17 protein-coding genes are annotated in these 20,869 nt (G+C 52.4%); 13 read left to right on the top strand and 4 right to left on the bottom strand.

Annotation, left to right across the window (positions count from 1 at the left end; translation table 11 throughout):
• Positions 1-57: 57 nt before the first annotated feature.
• Both melB and J4685_RS03910 read right to left on the bottom strand, forming a co-directional pair.
• A complete protein-coding gene (gene melB / locus J4685_RS03915) occupies positions 58-1,488 on the bottom strand; it encodes a melibiose:sodium transporter MelB (RefSeq protein ID WP_000028070.1) in 1,431 nt (476 codons plus the stop codon).
• Positions 1,489-1,571: 83 nt separating this feature from the next.
• A complete protein-coding gene (locus tag J4685_RS03910) occupies positions 1,572-2,927 on the bottom strand; it encodes an alpha-glucosidase/alpha-galactosidase (RefSeq protein ID WP_024131599.1) in 1,356 nt (451 codons plus the stop codon).
• Between the two features lie 268 nt (positions 2,928-3,195).
• Between J4685_RS03910 and melR the strand changes: the two genes are divergently transcribed.
• From melR to pmrB, 7 genes are all read left to right on the top strand, one after another.
• Positions 3,196-4,128, top strand: coding sequence for a transcriptional regulator MelR (gene melR / locus J4685_RS03905; RefSeq protein WP_000106990.1), 933 nt, complete (start codon positions 3,196-3,198; stop codon positions 4,126-4,128).
• A 232-nt stretch (positions 4,129-4,360) separates the two neighbouring features.
• The gene (gene adiA / locus J4685_RS03900) at positions 4,361-6,628 is read left to right on the top strand and encodes an arginine decarboxylase (protein ID WP_011233239.1); all 2,268 of its coding nucleotides are present in this window, start codon (positions 4,361-4,363) and stop codon (positions 6,626-6,628) included.
• Between the two features lie 297 nt (positions 6,629-6,925).
• Positions 6,926-7,687: an AraC family transcriptional regulator gene (locus tag J4685_RS03895; protein ID WP_001217076.1), complete on the top strand. Its 762-nt coding sequence runs from the start codon at positions 6,926-6,928 to the stop codon at positions 7,685-7,687.
• Positions 7,688-7,826: 139 nt separating this feature from the next.
• Positions 7,827-9,164, top strand: a complete 1,338-nt coding sequence (gene adiC / locus J4685_RS03890; protein WP_000093130.1) for an arginine/agmatine antiporter — start codon at positions 7,827-7,829, stop codon at positions 9,162-9,164.
• Positions 9,165-9,297: 133 nt separating this feature from the next.
• Complete coding sequence (gene eptA / locus J4685_RS03885; RefSeq protein WP_000919284.1) at positions 9,298-10,941, top strand: phosphoethanolamine transferase EptA; 1,644 nt, start codon at positions 9,298-9,300, stop codon at positions 10,939-10,941.
• Entirely contained in the window at positions 10,938-11,606 is a 669-nt protein-coding gene (gene pmrA / locus J4685_RS03880; protein ID WP_000697894.1) for a two-component system response regulator PmrA, read from the top strand. Before eptA ends, pmrA begins: the two co-directional genes overlap by 4 nt.
• Before the next feature lie 9 nt (positions 11,607-11,615).
• Positions 11,616-12,686: a two-component system sensor histidine kinase PmrB gene (pmrB, locus tag J4685_RS03875; protein WP_011233238.1), complete on the top strand. Its 1,071-nt coding sequence runs from the start codon at positions 11,616-11,618 to the stop codon at positions 12,684-12,686.
• A gap of 7 nt (positions 12,687-12,693) precedes the next feature.
• On the opposite strand, the gene pmrR is transcribed toward pmrB, so the two are convergent.
• Together pmrR and proP are read right to left on the bottom strand one after the other, a co-directional pair.
• A complete protein-coding gene (gene pmrR / locus J4685_RS03870; protein ID WP_000844399.1) occupies positions 12,694-12,783 on the bottom strand; it encodes an LpxT activity modulator PmrR in 90 nt (29 codons plus the stop codon).
• Positions 12,784-12,852: 69 nt separating this feature from the next.
• Entirely contained in the window at positions 12,853-14,355 is a 1,503-nt protein-coding gene (gene proP, locus J4685_RS03865) for a glycine betaine/L-proline transporter ProP (protein ID WP_000919705.1), read from the bottom strand.
• Positions 14,356-14,822: 467 nt separating this feature from the next.
• Here proP and J4685_RS03860 point away from each other — a divergent pair, with 467 nt between their 5' ends.
• From J4685_RS03860 to yjcO, 6 genes are all read left to right on the top strand, one after another.
• Positions 14,823-15,158, top strand: coding sequence for a zinc ribbon domain-containing protein YjdM (locus J4685_RS03860; protein WP_000056482.1), 336 nt, complete (start codon positions 14,823-14,825; stop codon positions 15,156-15,158).
• 119 nt (positions 15,159-15,277) lie between these two features.
• A complete protein-coding gene (yjdN, locus tag J4685_RS03855) occupies positions 15,278-15,721 on the top strand; it encodes a VOC family metalloprotein YjdN (RefSeq protein ID WP_001131306.1) in 444 nt (147 codons plus the stop codon).
• Positions 15,722-15,871: 150 nt separating this feature from the next.
• On the top strand, positions 15,872-16,306 hold the full coding sequence (phnO, locus tag J4685_RS03850; RefSeq protein ID WP_001536166.1) for an aminoalkylphosphonate N-acetyltransferase: 435 nt from the start codon (positions 15,872-15,874) through the stop codon (positions 16,304-16,306).
• Positions 16,307-16,563: 257 nt separating this feature from the next.
• On the top strand, positions 16,564-17,472 hold the full coding sequence (gene lpxO, locus J4685_RS03845) for a lipid A hydroxylase LpxO (RefSeq protein ID WP_000457029.1): 909 nt from the start codon (positions 16,564-16,566) through the stop codon (positions 17,470-17,472).
• A 365-nt stretch (positions 17,473-17,837) separates the two neighbouring features.
• Positions 17,838-19,985, top strand: a complete 2,148-nt coding sequence (locus J4685_RS03840) for a formate dehydrogenase H subunit alpha, selenocysteine-containing (protein ID WP_011233236.1) — start codon at positions 17,838-17,840, stop codon at positions 19,983-19,985.
• A 176-nt stretch (positions 19,986-20,161) separates the two neighbouring features.
• Entirely contained in the window at positions 20,162-20,851 is a 690-nt protein-coding gene (yjcO, locus tag J4685_RS03835) for a Sel1 family TPR-like repeat protein YjcO (protein ID WP_000771455.1), read from the top strand.
• Positions 20,852-20,869 lie beyond the last annotated feature (18 nt).

Below are 20,869 nucleotides of genomic sequence, written 5' to 3'. Positions count from 1 at the left end.
AATTGCCGGATGGCGCTACGCTTATCCGGCTTATCCGGCCTGCACGAGAGACCATGCTCACGCTTTTACATCGCTGGTCGCTACCACAGAAATCGCCGGGCTATCCGGCTGTTCGACGAATGGCGGCGTTTTCCGGTATTTATCCAGCAGGTGGATCTGAATCTTGCGCAGCATATCGCCGTTCAAACGGTAGTAGCGGAAGTAGAGAACCAACGTCATCATGAAAAACAGTACCGGCAGGACAATCATAATAAACTGCATCCCCTGCAGGGTTTGCGCAGACTGCGCCACATTTGGCGTGTAGCCAATCAGCCCCAGCACCAGAGCGATAAAGAACGCCGCAAACGCCGAGCCGCCCTTCACGACCATCGTCTGTACGGAATAAGCGATACTCTCGCAGCGAATATTGAGCTTAAATTCCCCATAATCGACCGTATCCGCCACCATGATCACCTGAAGCACCCAAAAGAGCGCGGTCCCGATATTCAGGAAAATACCCGCCGCCACGATTAAAGCGGCATTATGGACATCCGCCAACGCCATCGCGAAGAGCCCTGCGCAACTCAGAACGGGCATCACGGAGGCGCCCGCCCACAATATCCGCCGCGATAACATTTTCACCAGCCGGGGGAAGACAATCAGCGTCAGCAGATTCGCCGCGCCGGCGTAAGAAAGGTAATAGGGAAAAAGATCGGCATCGCCAATCACATAGGTGAAGTAGTAGATCGCAAAGCCATTGATAATATTGGAGGCAATGTTATACGCCAGCGCCATTCCCAACAGGCAAGAGAGCTGATCGTTTTTGTATATCAATCCAACGATCGTTTTTAACGTCAGATGTGGGCGGCCTGCCGTTACACCGTTGTCGGAGGAGTACACCTCATGTACGTTGCGTAATGTCACGATAGTCGAGGCGATAAAGAACGCAATCAGTACCAGCGTAAACATCTGAAAGCCGAACCCACGATCCGCCCCGCCAACATAGTTCACAAACGGCAGCGTTATACCGGCAGTGACGAAGCCAGCCAGACTGGCGAAGAAACGCGGGAACGGCACCAGTTGTTCGCGTTCTCGCTTATCAAGCGTAATGGTCGGCACCAGCGACCAAAATGGGATATCCATAATGGTATACGTCATGCCCCACAGGATGTAGGTTACGCAGACAAATACAACCTGCGCGGTTCCCTCAAAAAGATGAGCGCTGAACAGCAGGAAAAGCACCAGCGAATTGGTTAAGGTGCCGATCAATATCCACGGCTTAAATTTCCCCCACCGCGAACGCGTGGCGTTGACAATCCAGCCCATGATGGGATCGTTTATCGCATCCCAGATTCGCGCGACCAGAAAGAGGGTGCCGACGAGGCCGACCGAAAGTCCCACCACATCGGTGTAGTAATACATCAGGTACATATACACAATGCCGATGGCGAAATCCTTACCAAACGCACCGAACCCGTAACTCAGCTTTGTTGTCAGAGAGATGCTCATAGGGTACCGGGTCGCTGTTACCAGCGCCCGCCTTCTGTTAGTAGAGGTTAAACGCCGGATCTGCCGTCCAGCGCGGCTGGAGATTAACGGCGTAACCAGGCCGGAAGCCAGTCGCCATGCGCGGCGATCAGATCGTCAACCAACGCATAGATTTCTTCGATACCCAGCACCGCCGCGGTATGAGGGTCCATCATCGCCGCGTGATACACGCGATCGCGGTTTTCCGTGAGGATGGCTTCGGTCAACAGCGTTTGCACGTTGATGTTGGTCTGCATCATCGCCGCCAGATGGGAAGGGATCGTCCCCACCTTCGCCGGTTGAATGCCGTTGGCATCCACCAGACAAGCCACTTCCACGCAGCTTCCCTGCGGCAGGTTATCAATCAGCCCCTCATTACGCACATTGCCGTAAATCACGCTCGGCTCGCCGGTCCACAGAGCGTTCATAATGGTGCTGGCGTACTCGCGGGACGGTTTGATGTCGATACGCTCGGCGGTTTTATACTCCTCCAGCTCTTTATGCCAGTTCGCCAGTTGTTCTACGCAGCGTTTCGGATATTCATCCAGCGGCACCTTGTAGCGCGCAATCAGATCCTCGCGTCCCGGTTTAATAAACCACGGCGTGTACTCGGCAAAATGCTCTGATGACTCGGTGACGAAGTAGCCCAACTTTTTGAACATCTCATAGCGCACAATGTTCTGGCAGCGTTCATTGCCGTGAATATTGGGCTTCGGCGCCTGTCCGGCGTCATAGGCCGCCAGCAATTCAGGATAGAGATCGACATAAGTCCCGTCAGCCGTTTTGCGCTCCAGTTCGAGGTAAAACGCCATGTGGTTAATGCCGGCGCAGCGATAGCGCAGCGAGGCGGGATCGATATTCAGGTCGCGCGCCAGTTCTTCCGCCGTTCCCTGTACCGAATGGCACAGGCCGACCTGTTTGATATGCGGATAGCGGGCATACATCGCCCAGGTATTCATCGCCATCGGGTTGACGTAATTGAGCATGGTGGCCTTCGGACAGACTTCCATCATGTCTTCGCAAATCCGCCACAGATGCGGGATAGTCCGCAGCGCGCGCATAATGCCGCCCGGCCCCAGCGTATCGGCGATCGTCTGTTCCAGGCCATGACGCTTACAAACCTCAAAATCGGTCACGGTGCAGGGTTCATAGCCGCCAATCTGAAAGGCGACCACCACGAAATCCGCATCCTGTAGCGCCGCTTTCTGGTGGGTATGGCAGGTAATCCGGCCTGAAGCGCCCGCTGAGTCCATCAGTTTCCGTACCACAATGTGCGACTCTTCCAGCCGGGTTTCGTCAATATCCATCAGGGCGACATGCGCTGATTTTAGCGCCTCGCGGTGAAACACATCGCCGAGGATATTTTTGACGAAAATCGTAGAACCTGCGCCGATAAAGGTAATTTTGGGTGCCGTCATCATGACTCTCCAGAACAGTAGTGAACACCTTCATGGTGGCACGCGTTCCCGGTGAAAACCTCCGTCTTCCCCGATGAGCATTCCCGAAAACTCAGATCGTATGCTGACGCGCGGAAGATCTGAGTTTTTGGGACAAAATGGCGTAAAAAGCAGAGTATTCGGCCTGATAGTCAGGCTACGCTCTACAATATCGACGGATTCTGTGTCCGGATTCCCGGTTTCCTCCCGGCTAAAGGGGCATAATTCTGATAATTCAGGAAATGGAGTGACGATGAGTACGCAAGCAATATCCCTCCTCCCGCCCGACCCGCACATGTGCAACGGCGATGAAAAGCAAACCCGTAGCCCGCTGTCGCTCTATTCCGAATATCAACGACTGGACGTTGAACTGAGGCCGCCGCACAGAATGGCCAGCAGTCACTGGCATGGACAAGTAGAAGTGAATGTTCCGTTTGACGGCGATGTGGAGTATTTAATCAACAATGAAGTCGTGCAGATAAAGCAGGGACATATCACCCTGTTTTGGGCCTGTACGCCACACCAGCTTACCCGCCCCGGCAACTGCCGCCAGATGGCGATTTTTAGTTTGCCGATGCACCTGTTTCTCTCCTGGCCGCTGGATCGCGATCTTATCAACCATGTCACGCACGGGATGGTGGTTAAATCACTGGCGACCCAGCAGCTTAGCACCTTTGAAGTGTTGCGCTGGCAGCAGGAAACAAGCAGCCCGAATGAGCAAATTCGCCAGTTGGCGATCGATGAAATCGGCCTGATGCTTAAACGCTTTAGCCTTTCCGGCTGGCAGCCCATTTTGCTCAATAAAGCATCACGCACCCACAAGAATAGCGTCTCACGCCATGCGCAGTTTTACGTAAGCCAGATACTGGGATTTATTGCCGATAACTACGATCAGGCGCTCACCATTAACGACGTCGCGGAGCATGTCAAACTCAATGCTAATTACGCGATGGGAATATTCCAGCGGGTTATGCAATTGACGATGAAGCAGTACATCACGGCGATGCGCATCAATCACGTACGTGCCTTATTGAGCGATACTGACAAAACGATCCTCGATGTCGCTCTGACTGCCGGGTTCCGATCCAGCAGCCGTTTTTACAGTACTTTTAGCAAATTTGTCGGTATGTCGCCGCAACAATACCGCAAGCTAAGTCAGCAACGACGCCAGACGATGCCCGGCTAAAGCCGGATACCACTATCAGCCAAAAAAATAATTCACCTGTCGATAAACGGCGGGTGAAATCGCTCGCTATAAATAATTAACCCATTGTTTATTAAAAAATAATATCAATAACTGACCATTATTCCATCACTTTACACCCCCTATTTGACGGGGTAATACTTGCCCACGTCACATTCATACGGCGGGTCGGCAAGGCGTAAATTGCACGGCCTCCACAACCGGGTAAAAGATGATGAAAGTATTAATTGTTGAAAGTGAGTTTCTGCATCAGGACACCTGGGTTGGCAACGCGGTTGAGCGTCTGGCGGATGCCTTGAGCCAACAAAATGTTACCGTCATTAAATCGACATCCTTCGATGACGGCTATGCCATCTTGTCCGCGAACGAAGCCATTGACTGTCTGATGTTTAGCTACCAAATGGAACAACCGGATGAGCACCTGAGCGTCAGGCAATTGATCGGTAAGCTTCACGAGCGTCAGCAAAACGTGCCCGTTTTCCTGTTAGGCGGCAGGGAAAAAGCGACGGCATCGCTGGACCGCGACCTACTGGAGCTTGTCGATGAATTCGCCTGGATTCTGGAAGACACCGCTGACTTTATCGCCGGACGCGCCGTTGCCGCCATGACCCGGTATCGCCAGCAACTGTTACCGCCGCTGTTTAACGCGTTGATGAAATACAGCGACATTCATGAATATTCATGGGCGGCGCCGGGACACCAGGGCGGCGTCGGTTTCACTAAAACGCCTGCCGGTCGCTTTTATCACGATTATTATGGCGAAAACCTGTTCCGCAGCGATATGGGGATTGAGCGTACCACGCTCGGTTCACTCCTCGACCATACCGGCGCGTTTGGCGAAAGCGAGAAAAACGCCGCCCGCGTGTTCGGTGCTGACCGCTCCTGGTCCGTGGTTGTCGGGACCTCGGGTTCTAACCGTACTATTATGCAGGCCTGTATGACGGATAATGATGTCGTTGTACTGGATCGTAACTGCCATAAATCCATCGAGCAGGGGCTGATCCTCACTGGGGCCAAACCGGTATATATGGTGCCAAGCCGTAACCGTTACGGCATTATCGGGCCAATCTACCCGCAGGAAATGCAGCCTGAAACCTTGCAGAAAAAAATCAGCGCCAGCCCGCTGACCAAAACCAAAGCTGGACAGAAACCGTCTTACAGCGTGGTGACCAACTGTACCTATGACGGCGTATGCTATAACGCCAAAGAGGCGCAGGATCTGCTGGCAAAAACCAGCGATCGCATTCACTTCGACGAAGCATGGTACGGCTATGCGCGCTTCAACCCGATTTATTGCGATCACTACGCGATGCGCGGCGAGCCAGGCGACCATAACGGTCCGACCGTGTTTGCCACCCACTCCACGCACAAATTACTGAACGCGCTTTCACAAGCCTCCTACATTCACGTCCGTGAAGGCCGTGGCGCGGTGAATTTCTCCCGCTTCAACCAGGCCTATATGATGCATGCCACCACCTCTCCGTTATATGCCATCTGCGCATCCAACGATGTGGCGGTATCGATGATGGACGGTAACAGCGGCCTGTCCCTGACTCAAGAGGTGATTGACGAAGCGGTTGATTTCCGTCAGGCGATGGCGCGTCTTTATAAAGAGTTTACCGATGAAGGCGACTGGTTCTTTAAACCGTGGAATAAAGACGTCGTCACCGATCCACAAACCGGTAAAACGTATGACTTCGCCGACGCGCCGGCAAAACTGCTGGCAACCGACCAGAACTGCTGGGTCATGCGCCCCGGGGAAACCTGGCACGGCTTTAAAGACCTGCCGGATAACTGGAGTATGCTGGACCCGATTAAAGTCAGTATCCTGGCGCCGGGTATGGGCGACGATGGCGAACTGGAAGCATCCGGCGTACCTGCTGCGCTGGTCACAGCATGGCTTGGCCGCCACGGTATCGTGCCGACCCGCACCACCGACTTTCAGATTATGTTCCTCTTCTCTATGGGGGTAACTCGCGGGAAATGGGGAACGCTGATCAACACGCTGTGCTCCTTCAAACATCATTACGACGCGAATACGCCGCTGGCGCAGGTGATGCCGGAACTGGTGCAGGATTATCCTGACACTTACGCGAACATGGGTATTCATGACCTGGGCGATAAAATGTTTGCCTGGCTACGTGAAAATAACCCGGGCGCCCGTCTCAATGCCGCCTATTCCACCCTGCCGGTTGCGGAGATTACCCCGCGCGACGCCTACAACGCGATTGTGAACAACAATATTGAAATGGTGGCGATTGAAAATCTACCGGGTCGCATTGCGGCGAACTCCGTTATTCCTTACCCGCCAGGCATCCCGATGCTGCTCTCCGGTGAAAACTTTGGCGATGAAAACAGTCCGCAGGTGGGTTACTTACGCTCACTGCAATCCTGGGATCATCACTTCCCTGGCTTTGAGCATGAAACCGAAGGCACGGAAATTATTGATGGCGTATATCACGTTATGTGCGTGAAAGCCTAATCACAAAGAGTCTTTTTTTTGAGGATGGCATGTATTCCCTGAGTATTGCTGCAAAACAATAATACTGTCATACCTTTTTGCGCGGGCCCCATCCCGCGCTTTTTTTATACAAAAATGCCAAGTTGCCACTCGCGTACAACTTTTTGTACACCCTAATTCATCGTACAAATATTGTAATATTATTCAGGGAAGTTATTTTAGTGCAGTTTCAATTCATCACACAATTGATTCAGTCCCCGTTATCTCTCCCGTTTGGCGAGATCCGGTCTTTTATGTTCATATTCCAGGAGTTCGGGTATGAGGATTTGCAGCAACGAGCCTTGCATAGTGTTATTAACCGAAAAAGATACATGGTTACGAGTAAATGGTAAGGAGCCAATCAGTTTAAAAGCGAATCATATGGCCATTCTGGCTTGTGAAAATAACGTTATTGACATTTCATCATTAAATAGCGTGCTAGTAATACAAGTGAGTCGCAATAATATTAAAGACTATTTACAATTCCTGAATAAAGATCTCTCACACCTTCCCGTCTGGCAACGCAACGCCGATCCCTTATTGACCGCCACCTGTCTGACGCCGGATATCTTCAGGGTCGCCGCCCGCTACAGCGCGATGGAAACACCGGATGAAATTGTTAGTGAACGCACCCGTGCGCTCCTTTTCACCGTTTTATCCCGCTTTCTTGACCACAAAAAATTTATTTCTTTGTTAATGCACATGCTGCGCAGCCGCATCAGTGACAGCGTTTACCATATCATTCAGAGCGATATTCATAAAGACTGGAATCTGAGCGCCGTTGCCAGCTGCCTGTGCCTGAGTCCAAGCTTGTTAAAGAAAAAGCTCAAAAACGAGAATACCAGTTATAGCCAAATAATCACGACCTGCCGAATGCGTTATGCCGTAAACCAATTATTAATGGACGGAAAGAATATCTCGCAAGTCTCACAGCTTTGTGGGTATAACAGCACGTCGTACTTTATTTCCGTGTTTAAAGAGTTTTATGGTATGACCCCCCTGCATTATGTTAGCCAACATCGGGAACGATCGGCTGCCTAATTTTTCTACACTCAACGATAAGACACGATAATAACAGCATTGGCGATAACCCGTCTCCGATATAATTCAGTGGCATTCTGAGGAGGTATGATACGACGTAATTTATCGTAACGAAGTCACCTTTTCAGGAGTCCAAATTATGTCTTCGGATGCTGATGCTCACAAAGTGGGCCTAATCCCCGTCACCTTAATGGTATCGGGGAATATTATGGGTTCAGGGGTATTCTTACTCCCTGCCAACCTGGCGGCCACTGGCGGGATTGCAATCTACGGATGGCTGGTCACTATCATCGGCGCCCTGGCGCTGTCGATGGTTTATGCCAAAATGTCGTCCTTAGATCCCAGTCCCGGCGGTTCTTATGCCTATGCACGCCGCTGCTTCGGGCCGTTTTTGGGCTATCAAACGAACGTGCTGTACTGGCTGGCATGCTGGATCGGTAATATCGCGATGGTCGTTATCGGCGTCGGCTATCTGAGCTATTTCTTCCCGATTCTGAAAGATCCGCTGGTATTAACGCTTACCTGCGTCGCGGTGCTGTGGATTTTTGTTCTGCTGAACATCGTCGGGCCGAAAATGATTACCCGCGTACAGGCCGTCGCCACCGTACTGGCGCTGGTGCCTATCGTAGGAATTGCGGTCTTCGGCTGGTTCTGGTTTAAAGGCGAAACCTATATGGCGGCCTGGAACGTGAGCGGTATGAATACCTTCGGCGCGATTCAAAGCACGTTGAACGTCACGCTATGGTCATTCATCGGGGTAGAAAGCGCCTCCGTTGCGGCCGGTGTGGTAAAAAACCCGAAACGCAACGTGCCTATCGCCACCATCGGCGGGGTACTGATCGCCGCCGTCTGCTATGTACTCTCCACAACGGCGATTATGGGGATGATCCCCAACGCAGCGCTGCGTGTGTCGGCATCGCCTTTCGGTGACGCGGCGCGTATGGCGCTGGGCGATACCGCAGGGGCTATTGTTTCCTTCTGTGCGGCAGCGGGGTGCCTGGGCTCTCTCGGCGGCTGGACGCTGCTTGCCGGCCAAACCGCAAAAGCGGCGGCGGACGATGGTCTCTTCCCGCCGATCTTCGCGCGGGTTAATAAAGCCGGTACGCCAGTGGCTGGGTTGCTTATCGTCGGCGTGCTGATGACTATCTTCCAGTTCAGCAGTATGTCGCCGAACGCCGCGAAAGAGTTTGGTCTGGTCTCCTCCGTGTCGGTTATCTTCACCCTGGTGCCTTATCTTTACACCTGTGCCGCGCTGTTGCTATTGGGCCACGGTCACTTTGGTAAAGCGCGCCCGCTGTATCTGCTGATTACCTTCGTCGCGTTTGTATATTGCATCTGGGCGGTTATCGGTTCCGGCGCCAAAGAAGTGATGTGGTCGTTCGTCACGTTGATGGTGATCACCGCGCTGTATGCGTTGAACTACAACCGCATTCACAAAAACCCGTATCCGCTGGATGCGCCGGTTAAGCAGGATTGACCACGTGTAGTTAATGTTATCGCAACAGGCCGGATAGCGCAGGTTATCCGGCCACCACCAACATTAAGTTCTTAAGGTTCACTTAATTTTACTTTGTCACGATTAGCGTCACCGAATCGATGGACGCATCAACATGTTAAAGCGCTTTCTTAAAAGACCTGTTCTTGGGCAAATCGCCTGGCTTCTGCTTTTTTCCTTTTATATTGCCGTCTGCCTGAACATTGCGTTCTACAAGCAGGTACTACAAGACCTACCGTTAAACTCGCTGCGCAATGTGCTGGGGTTTATTTCCATGCCGGTCGTCGCGTTTAGCGTGGTCAATAGTGTGCTGACGCTAGCCTCATTTATTTGGCTAAACCGACTGCTGGCCTGCATTTTTATTCTGGTCGGCGCTGCCGCGCAGTATTTTATTTTGACTTACGGCATCATCATCGATCGCTCCATGATCGCCAATATGATGGATACCACGCCCGCGGAAACTTTTGCTCTGATGACGCCGAAAATGGTGCTGACGCTGGGATTAAGCGGCGTTCTGGCAGCCGTGATTGCCTTCTGGGTCAAAATCCGTCCGGCGACGCCGCGCTTACGGAGCGGGCTTTACCGCCTGGCCAGCGTCCTGATCTCTATTTTATTAGTTATTCTGGTCGCCGCCTTTTTCTATAAAGATTACGCCTCGCTATTTCGAAATAATAAACAGTTGATCAAATCGTTAAGCCCATCGAACAGTATTGTCGCCAGTTGGTCATGGTATTCGCATCAACGGCTGGCGAATTTGCCGCTGGTACGCATTGGCGAGGATGCCCATCGCAATCCATTAATGCTGAAAGGCGATCGCAAAAACCTGACGATTCTCATCGTTGGCGAAACCTCGCGCGGCGATGATTTCTCTCTTGGCGGCTATCCGCGCGACACCAATCCGCGGCTGGCGAAAGACGATGTGATCTACTTCCCGCATACCACCTCTTGCGGTACGGCGACCGCGATCTCCGTTCCCTGCATGTTTTCTGATATGCCGCGCAAACACTATGACGAAGAGCTGGCGCATCACCAGGAAGGGCTACTGGATATTATCCAGCGCGCGGGGATTAACGTACTGTGGAATGATAATGACGGCGGCTGTAAAGGCGCATGCGATCGCGTTCCGCATCAAAATGTCACCGAGCTAAACCTGCCCGGACAGTGTATCGACGGCGAGTGCTACGATGAGGTGTTATTTCACGGTCTGGAAGACTATATCGACCATTTGAAAGGCGATGGCGTTATTGTACTGCATACCATCGGCAGCCACGGCCCAACCTATTACAACCGTTATCCACCGCAGTTTAAAAAATTTACCCCAACCTGTGACACGAACGAAATTCAGAACTGTTCCCAACAGCAGTTGATCAACACCTATGATAATACTGTGCTGTACGTGGACTATATTGTGGATAAAGCCATTAACCTGCTGAAATCCCATCAGGATAAATTCACAACCAGCCTGGTCTATCTTTCCGATCACGGCGAATCATTGGGTGAAAATGGCGTTTATTTACACGGCCTGCCGTATTCCATTGCGCCGGATACGCAAAAACATGTCCCGATGCTCATTTGGCTTTCTAAAGATTATCAACAGCGTTATCAGGTGGATCAGGCCTGCCTGCAAAAACGGGCGAGCACGCTGGATTATTCACAGGACAATCTTTTCTCAACCATGCTGGGATTAACCGGCGTACAAACGACGTATTACCAGGCCGCAGATGATATTCTGCAACCGTGCAGGAGACTAAGCGAATGAAGATACTGATTGTTGAAGACGACACGCTATTATTACAGGGGTTAATACTCGCCGCGCAAACCGAAGGCTATGCGTGTGATGGCGTTTCGACAGCGCGTGCCGCCGAGCATAGTCTGGAGTCTGGTCATTACAGTCTGATGGTGCTGGATTTAGGGCTGCCCGATGAGGATGGCCTGCATTTCCTGACGCGAATCCGACAGAAAAAATACACCCTGCCGGTACTCATTCTGACCGCCCGCGATACGCTCAACGACCGCATTAGCGGGCTGGATGTCGGCGCAGATGATTATCTGGTAAAACCCTTCGCCCTGGAGGAGCTGCACGCCCGCATCCGCGCGTTGCTGCGCCGCCATAATAACCAGGGTGAAAGTGAACTGACGGTTGGCAATCTGACGCTCAATATAGGCCGCCATCAGGCATGGAGGGATGGACAGGAACTGACCCTGACGCCTAAGGAGTACGCGCTGCTCTCACGATTGATGCTCAAGGCAGGCAGTCCGGTGCACCGGGAAATTCTTTATAACGATATCTACAACTGGGATAACGAACCCTCGACCAACACTCTGGAAGTGCATATACATAATTTGCGCGACAAAGTCGGCAAGTCGCGCATTCGCACGGTTCGCGGGTTTGGCTACATGCTGGTTGCCACTGAGGAAAGCTAAGTGAGCCTGATGCGTTTTCAGCGAAGAGCGATGACCCTTCGCCAGCGTTTAACGCTGACAATTGGTCTTATTCTGCTGGTGTTCCAGCTAATCAGTACCTTCTGGTTATGGCATGAAAGCACTGAGCAAATCCAACTGTTCGAGCAGGCGCTGCGGGATAATCGCAACAACGATCGCCATATCATGCACGAAATTCGCGAGGCGGCCGCCAGCCTGATCGTCCCCAGCATATTTATGGTTAGCCTGACGCTGCTGGTTTGCTACCAGGCGGTACGGCGTATTACCCGCCCGCTCGCCGAACTGCAAAAAGAGCTGGAAGCGCGGACGGCGGATAATCTGACGCCGATCGCCATTCACAGCTCCACGCTTGAGATTGAGTCCGTCGTCTCGGCGATCAATCAACTGGTTACGCGTTTGACCACCACGCTCGACAATGAACGCCTTTTTACCGCCGATGTGGCCCATGAGCTACGCACGCCGCTGTCGGGGGTGCGTTTGCATCTGGAATTATTGTCAAAAACCCACAATGTTGATGTCGCGCCGCTTATCGCCCGTCTTGACCAGATGATGGATAGCGTCTCCCAGCTTCTGCAACTGGCGCGCGTGGGCCAGTCATTCTCTTCCGGGAATTATCAGGAAGTAAAACTGCTGGAAGATGTGATCCTCCCCTCCTACGATGAGCTGAACACCATGCTGGAAACGCGCCAGCAAACTCTGTTGCTGCCGGAAAGCGCGGCGGACGTGGTGGTGCGCGGTGACGCAACGTTACTGCGTATGCTGCTGCGAAATCTGGTGGAAAACGCGCATCGCTATAGCCCTGAAGGAACCCATATCACTATCCACATTAGCGCCGACCCCGACGCTATTATGGCGGTCGAAGACGAGGGGCCGGGTATTGATGAAAGCAAATGCGGGAAGCTAAGCGAAGCGTTCGTGCGGATGGACAGCCGTTATGGCGGAATTGGCCTGGGGCTGAGTATCGTCAGCCGCATCACCCAGCTACATCAGGGACAGTTTTTCCTGCAAAACCGTACGGAAAGAACAGGCACCCGTGCCTGGGTGCTGTTGAAAAAGGCATAACAGGCGTTTAATACGTCGTGACCCACACATAGATAAAACTGCTGACAATCAGCACACTACACAGGGTCGTCAAACTTTTATAAATATAGCTTTTCATGACGCTCTCCTCCAAAGGTATGGAGGAGAGTATGCCCGCGAGAGATTAAGCGAACCTTAAGCGCGAAATTTATTCATCGATACGCGGATGTTGCTGTACCAGACGCGAACGTTTGACCTGCAGCTCCGCAATTTCCTGATCGATGTCGTCGATTTTCTGCTCAATATTATCGTAATGCTCGCCCAGAATTTCCTTCGCTTCCTGGATGTCCGACGCCGCTGGCGTTGCGCCTTTTAACGGACGATTAGCCGTCTCTTTCATGGAAATACCGGTAACCAAGCCTATCACCGCGATGACCATCAAATAATACGCCGGCATCATCAGATCCTGCGAGCTTTCCACCAGCCAGGCCGCCAGCGTTGGCGTCAGACCGGCAATCAATACAGAGATATTAAAAGCCGCCGCCAGCGCGCTGTAACGAATATGCGTCGGAAACATCGCCGGCAATGTCGAGGCCATCACCCCGGTAAAGCAGTTCAGAATCACCGCCAGCATCAACAAACCGGCAAAAATCAGGCCAATAACGTTACTGTTAATCAGGATAAAGGCCGGGATCGCCAGCGCGAACAGCGCAATGCTGCCCATAATCACAAACGGACGACGACCGAAACGGTCGCTCAGCAACCCCATCACCGGCTGCACAAACAGCATCCCGATCATAATGGCGATGATAATCAACACGCCGTGATCTTCAGAATAGTGCAGGTTATGCGACAGGTAGCTCGGCATGTAGGTGAGCAGCATGTAGTAGGTCACGTTGGTGGCAATCACCAGACCGATACATGACAACAGGCTACGCCAGTGCTTGGTGGCGATCTCTTTAAAGGAGACTTTCGGCCCATCCTGCAACCCTTCGCGGTCGCCCTGCTCCAGTTTATCCACGTGCTGCTGAAACGCTGGCGTCTCTTCCAGCGCATGGCGTAAGTAGAGACCGATAATTCCCAATAGCAGGGCGATAAAGAACGGAATACGCCAGCCCCACTCAAGGAAATTCTCCTCGCCGACAATCGTCGAGATTAAGACCACCACGCCCGCGCCCAGCACAAACCCGGCGATGGAACCAAAATCCAGCCAGCTTCCCATAAATCCACGTTTACGATCCGGCGAATATTCCGCGACAAAGATCGACGCGCCGGTATATTCCCCGCCAATCGAGAAGCCCTGCGCCATTTTACACAGCAACAACAGTATTGGCGCCCAGATACCGATCGTCGCGTAAGAGGGGATTAACCCGATACAGAAGGTACTGATCGACATAATCACAATCGTGATCGCCAGGATCTTCTGGCGCCCGTATTTATCGCCGAGCATACCAAAGAATAACCCGCCGAGCGGACGAATCAGGAAGGGAACGGAAAACGTGGCCAGCGCGGCAATCATCTGGACGCTGGGATCGGCGCCGGGGAAAAAGACTTTACCCAACGCGTAGGCAACAAATCCATAAACACCAAAATCAAACCACTCCATCGCGTTGCCCAGCGAGGCGGCGGTAATCGCTTTGCGAAGTTTACCATCATCAATGATGGTCACATCGCCCAGTGTAATCGGTTTTATTTTTTTCCTTTTCAGCATAGCTGTCCTCATAGGCTAAGCCCTGTAGCGCTGTATACGGCGGGCACTGGCATACCGCGCCAGCGTCGCCGTCGAGCGGAGGGAGGGGCGCGAACGCTATCCCTCATACAAGCGTAGCAGGTTTACTTACACTGTCCGGTTACGGACTGTACAACCGAACCTGTTGACGCCTGAATGGGCAGTTAATGACCTTTTTACCCTAACAGGGTTTAAATATGTGATCAACTTCACACATATATGTCAATTCGGTCAAAAGGTGTAAATAAGGACGCCCTAATGCGCTGTGGTGACAGTAAAAAAGCGGTTATTTGAGTGTAAACCATTGCTGACTGGCGTGGCGCAGCCCCTTTTATAAAAGCGGCAATAGTCCCGACAACACTAAGGATTTTGTGTATAATTGCGGCCTTTTTCGGCGATCTGCCATTTTTGGGCGCGTTTGCCCCCGCTGACTTTTTGAGGATACCAACATGTCATTACCCCACTGCCCGCAATGTAACTCCGAATATACCTACGAAGATAACGGCATGTTCATCTGCCCGGAATGCGCTCACGAATGGAACGATGCGGAACCCGCTCAGGAGAGCGATGAGCTGATTGTCAAAGACGCCAACGGCAACCTGCTGGCGGACGGCGATAGCGTCACCATCGTGAAAGATCTGAAAGTAAAAGGCAGCTCTTCCATGCTGAAAATCGGCACCAAAGTGAAGAACATTCGTCTGGTTGAAGGCGACCATAACATCGACTGCAAAATCGATGGTTTTGGCCCGATGAAACTGAAATCCGAGTTCGTGAAAAAGAACTGATTTACCGTATCATTGCCCGGTAGCGCCTTGCTTACCGGGCCTGAGCGGCCCTGCCACCGACAATATTGTGCCAATTTCGAACTACACTTAACGAGCATCTCTTACCTGAGGTAACCATCATGCCGTTAAGTCCCTATCTCTCTTTTGCCGGCAACTGTGCCGACGCCATCGCGTATTATCAACAAACGTTAGGCGCAGAACTGCTTTATAAACTCAGCTTCGGTGAAATGCCCCCCTCGGCGGCGGATAACGAAGAGGGCTGCCCGTCAGGAATGCGCTTTCCCGATACTGCTATCGCCCACGCCAACATGCGCATTGCCGGCAGCGATATCATGATGAGTGATGCCAGCCCGTCGGGAACGGCGCATTATTCCGGCTTTACGCTGGTGCTTGATACCCAGGATGTAGCAGAAGGGAAGCGCTGGTTTGATAACCTTGCCGCACAAGGGCAAACCGAAATGGACTGGCAGGAGACCTTCTGGGCGCAGGGTTTCGGCAAGGTCAGCGATCGTTTCGGTGTGCCGTGGATGATTAACGTGGTTAAACATCAGCCTGCCACCTAACTCCCGGGAGGCTCGCCCTCCCCCTTGCCATCAGAGTGATCTTTGGCTGCACGTTATCCACCGTTTAACTGTCATAGAATAAATCATGACGGTAGTTTGCTACAGTCTGTCGAAAGATGGTTGATCCTGATGAAGCGTCGGGAGGACATTATGTCAGTCTGTGAATTACGCCACGCGACAACAGAGGATACCGATTCTGTTTACGCGCTTATCTGTGAGTTACTTAAAAATGAGCTTGATTATCAGGCTTTCAGGGATGGATTCGCCGCTAATTTACTGGACCCCAACGTTCATTATCGTTTAGCGCTGCGCAACGGAGAGGTAGTCGGCATGATCAGCCTGCATATGCAGTTTCATCTCCATCATGCCAACTGGATTGGCGAAATTCAGGAGCTGGTGGTATTACCGCCGATGCGGGGGCAAAAAATTGGCAGTCAGCTTCTGGCCTGGGCAGAAGAAGAAGCACGTCAGGCGGGTGCGGAGCTAACGGAGCTTTCCACAAATATTAAACGCCGCGATGCACACCGTTTTTATCTTCGCGAAGGTTACAAGCAAAGTCATTTTCGGTTTACGAAAGCATTGTGATCGGGCAGCCGTCATCAGGAGATAAGGCATAACGTAATCAGCCGTCACCGGGTGAAGTAGCGGAGCCATCTCAATTCTACTGTCGGCAAGCCTGGATAAAGGTTAAACGGGCTGACTCGCTTCTTTAGCAAAAATGGCCCTTTTAAGTTGTAGAAATGTAAATTTATTGTCAACGAACTACACTTTTCTCTTTGGCATCACCGGGAGGGTTGCCTGAAAATCCCGGGATGAGGTTTTCTTAGAAGGACAGTGACGTTATGTTCGCAGCAATCATTATCGGTATTTTTATTATCAGCGTCATTTATGCGCATTCACGCGGGGTGGAAAAACAAAAACTTTCCCGTCAGCTCTTTGACCACTCGACGTTTATGGCGCCGATCAATATGTTCATGACTCGCTTCTCAACGTTACCGGCAAAGCAGCCGTACTTTGATACTACGGCATTTCCAGAGCTGCAGAAGCTGACGGAAAACTGGCAGGTGATTCGTGAAGAGGCGCTACGGCTTCAGCATCACATAAAAGCCGCGCAGGCCAATAACGACGCCGGATTCAACACCTTTTTCAAGCGCGGCTGGAAACGGTTTTATCTTAAATGGTATTCCGATGCCCACCCGTCGGCAGAAACGTTATGCCCGATAACGACAAAGCTGGTCAACAGCATCCCCTCTATCAAAGCGGCGATGTTCGCCGAGTTGCCTCCCGGGGCCTATCTGGGAAAACATCGCGACCCCTATGCCGGTTCAGTACGTTACCATCTTGGATTAAGCACACCGAATGACGACCGCTGTTTTATTGAAGTTGATCGACAGCGCCATAGCTGGCGCGACGGCGAAGCCGTCATCTTCGACGAAACCTACGTTCATTGGGCGGAAAATAAAACTGAGCAGACGCGTATTATCCTCTTTTGCGATATTGAGCGTCCAATGAAATGGCGCTGGGCGCAGAGCGTAAACCACTGGGTCGGCGCATCGTTGATGTCCGCCGCCAGTTCGCCAAACGACGAGAACGATCGCACCGGTGCGATTAATCGCATCTTTAAATACGTTCACGCAGCACGCGATGCCGGGCAGCGACTGAAAAAGAAAAACCGCACTCTCTATTACGCGCTGAAATATCTCGTTATTGCCGCTATTTTTGCCGCGATAATCCTTTTCAGCCTCCTCTGAAGCCGGGCCGCGGTATGGCACTGCCTGCCGCGGCCCGTTCTATCCTGGCGTTAGTCTCAACGCGTTCCCTGGCCTTGAGTCTATCCATCCGGATAATTTATTAAAAACCCCCACTTCAGGCAGAGTCGATTGCCGGATGGCGGCTCCGCCTTATCTGGCCCGCGCTCAGCGTTTCTCCCCATAATAAATGTCATGCGGCATTTTCTTTCGACACGTCAAAACTGACGATAGCCTGTTTTTCGTCAGGGTTTTGAGCAAAATTCGCCCGTAATATCAGGGAAAGCCCATACTAAAAAAGTGGCATAAAACATGCATACTGAGGGCGACAGCGCGTATGCGCGATTTGATTAACTGGAGCGAAACCGATGAAAAAAGTCGTCACGGTTTGCCCGTATTGCGCATCAGGTTGCAAAATCAATCTGGTGGTCGATAACGGCAAAATCGTCCGGGCTGAGGCGGCGCAGGGGAAAACCAACCAGGGTACCCTGTGTCTGAAGGGCTACTACGGCTGGGATTTTATTAATGATACCCAGATCCTGACCCCGCGCCTGAAAACCCCAATGATCCGTCGCCAGCGTGGCGGCAAACTGGAATCTGTTTCCTGGGATGAAGCGCTCAATTACGTCGCTGAACGTTTGAGCGCCATCAAAGCGAAGTACGGTCCGGATGCAATCCAGACAACCGGCTCCTCTCGCGGTACCGGAAATGAAACCAACTATGTAATGCAAAAATTCGCACGCGCCGTTATTGGTACCAATAACGTTGACTGCTGCGCTCGCGTCTGACACGGCCCATCGGTTGCAGGTCTGCACCAATCGGTCGGTAACGGCGCAATGAGTAATGCGATTAACGAAATTGATAACACTGATTTAGTGTTCGTCTTCGGGTATAACCCGGCGGATTCCCACCCTATCGTGGCGAATCATGTAATTAACGCTAAACGCAACGGGGCGAAAATTATCGTCTGCGATCCGCGCAAAATTGAAACCGCGCGCATCGCTGACATGCATATCGCGTTGAAAAACGGCTCGAATATCGCGCTGCTCAACGCCATGGGGCATGTCATTATTGAAGAAAACCTGTACGACAAAGCGTTTGTCGCCAGCCGTACCGAAGGTTTTGAAGAGTACAGTAAGATTGTCGAAGGCTATACGCCAGAGTCCGTCGAAGAGATCACTGGCGTGAGCGCACAGGAGATTCGTCAGGCGGCGCGGATGTATGCCAGCGCGAAAAGCGCAGCGATCTTGTGGGGGATGGGCGTCACGCAGTTCTATCAGGGTGTGGAAACCGTGCGTTCACTGACCAGCCTCGCGATGCTGACCGGCAACCTCGGCAAGCCAAGCGCGGGCGTTAACCCGGTTCGCGGCCAGAACAACGTTCAGGGCGCGTGCGATATGGGCGCGCTCCCGGATACTTATCCGGGCTACCAGTACGTTAAGTTCCCGGAAAACCGCGAGAAGTTCGCTAAAGCCTGGGGCGTAGAAAGTCTGCCTGCGCATACCGGCTATCGCATCAGCGAGCTGCCGCACCGTGCGGCGCATGGCGAAGTGCGCGCGGCGTACATTATGGGTGAAGATCCGCTGCAAACCGATGCGGAACTCTCTGCAGTACGTAAAGCGTTTGAGGATCTGGAACTGGTCATCGTGCAGGATATCTTCATGACCAAAACCGCGTCGGCGGCGGATGTGATTTTACCCTCTACCTCCTGGGGCGAGCATGAAGGCGTCTTCTCTGCGGCTGACCGTGGCTTCCAGCGCTTCTTTAAAGCCGTTGAGCCGAAGTGGGACCTGAAAACCGACTGGCAGATTATCAGTGAAATCGCCACCCGGATGGGCTATCCGATGCACTACAACAACACCCAGGAGATCTGGGATGAGTTGCGTCATCTGTGCCCGGATTTCTACGGCGCCACTTACGAGAAAATGGGCGAACTGGGCTATATCCAGTGGCCGTGCCGCGACACGTCGGATGCCGATCAGGGAACCTCGTACCTCTTTAAAGAGAAGTTCGATACCCCCAACGGTCTGGCGCAGTTCTTCACCTGCGACTGGGTAGCGCCTATCGATAAACTCACCGAAGAGTACCCGATGGTACTGTCGACGGTGCGCGAAGTCGGCCACTACTCCTGCCGCTCAATGACCGGTAACTGTGCGGCGCTGGCCGCGCTGGCCGATGAACCGGGCTATGCGCAAATCAATACCGCCGACGCCGCGCGTCTGGGCATTGAAGATGAAGCGCTGGTGTGGGTTCATTCGCGCAAAGGTAAAATCATCACCCGCGCGCAGGTCAGCGATCGCCCGAACAAAGGGGCGATTTACATGACCTACCAGTGGTGGATTGGCGCCTGTAACGAGCTGGTGACTGAAAACCTCAGCCCGATTACCAAAACGCCGGAGTACAAATACTGCGCCGTACGCGTTGAGCCGATCGCCGATCAGCGAGCCGCCGAGCAGTATGTGATTGATGAGTACAACAAGCTGAAAACCCGCCTGCGCGAAAGCGCAATGGGTTGATCTGCCGGATGGCGGCATCAGAATGCTTTATTCGGCCTGCGTCTACTGTAGGCCTGATAAGATGCATTAGCATCGCCATCAGGCATTTTCCCTATAACAGCCTCCGTCCGGAGGCTGTTTTTTTATCCATACGATCTCTTTATACTGTCTTTTCCGTACCCTAAATAAAATTCAAAATGAAACTACTTCTTGCATTGATGTTGTTTATGACATTCTTTGCCCATGCCGCAGATCCTGAGCCGGGTAGCCAGTATTTGCAGGCAGCAGAGGCAGGTGACAGACGCGCACAATATTTTCTGGCCGACAGTTGGTTGAGCTATGGCGATTTGAACAAAGCTGAATACTGGGCGCAAAAAGCCGCCGACAGTGGCGACGCCGACGCCTGCGCGCTACTGGCGCAAATCAAAATCACTAATCCGGTAAGCCTGGATTATCCCGACGCGAAAAAGCTGGCTGAAAAGGCGGCTAACGCGGGCAGTAAAGTGGGCGAAATTACGCTGGCGCGGATCCTGGTCAACACCCAGGCCGGGCGCCCGGACTACCCAAAAGCCATCTCGCTGCTGCAAAAGGCCTCTGAAGATCTGGATAACGACTCCGCAGTGGATGCGCAAATGTTGCTTGGCCTGATTTACGCCAACGGCGTGGGCATTGCCGCCGATGATGAAAAAGCCGCCTGGTATTTCAAACGCAGTTCCGCTATTTCCCGTACCGGCTATTCAGAATACTGGGCGGGAATGATGTTTTTAAACGGTGAACCGGGCTTTATTGAAAAGAACAAGCAGAAGGCGTTGCACTGGTTGAATCTAAGCTGTCTGGAAGGGTTTGATACCGGTTGCGAAGAGTTCGAAACGCTAACAAATGGCTGATGTTTATTGCCGGATGAA

Origin of the sequence: Salmonella sp. 32100201201700099SM, assembly GCF_017572645.1 — a bacterium.
Lineage (GTDB): Bacteria > Pseudomonadota > Gammaproteobacteria > Enterobacterales > Enterobacteriaceae > Salmonella > Salmonella enterica.
This window is presented reverse-complemented; position numbering and strand designations above follow the sequence as displayed.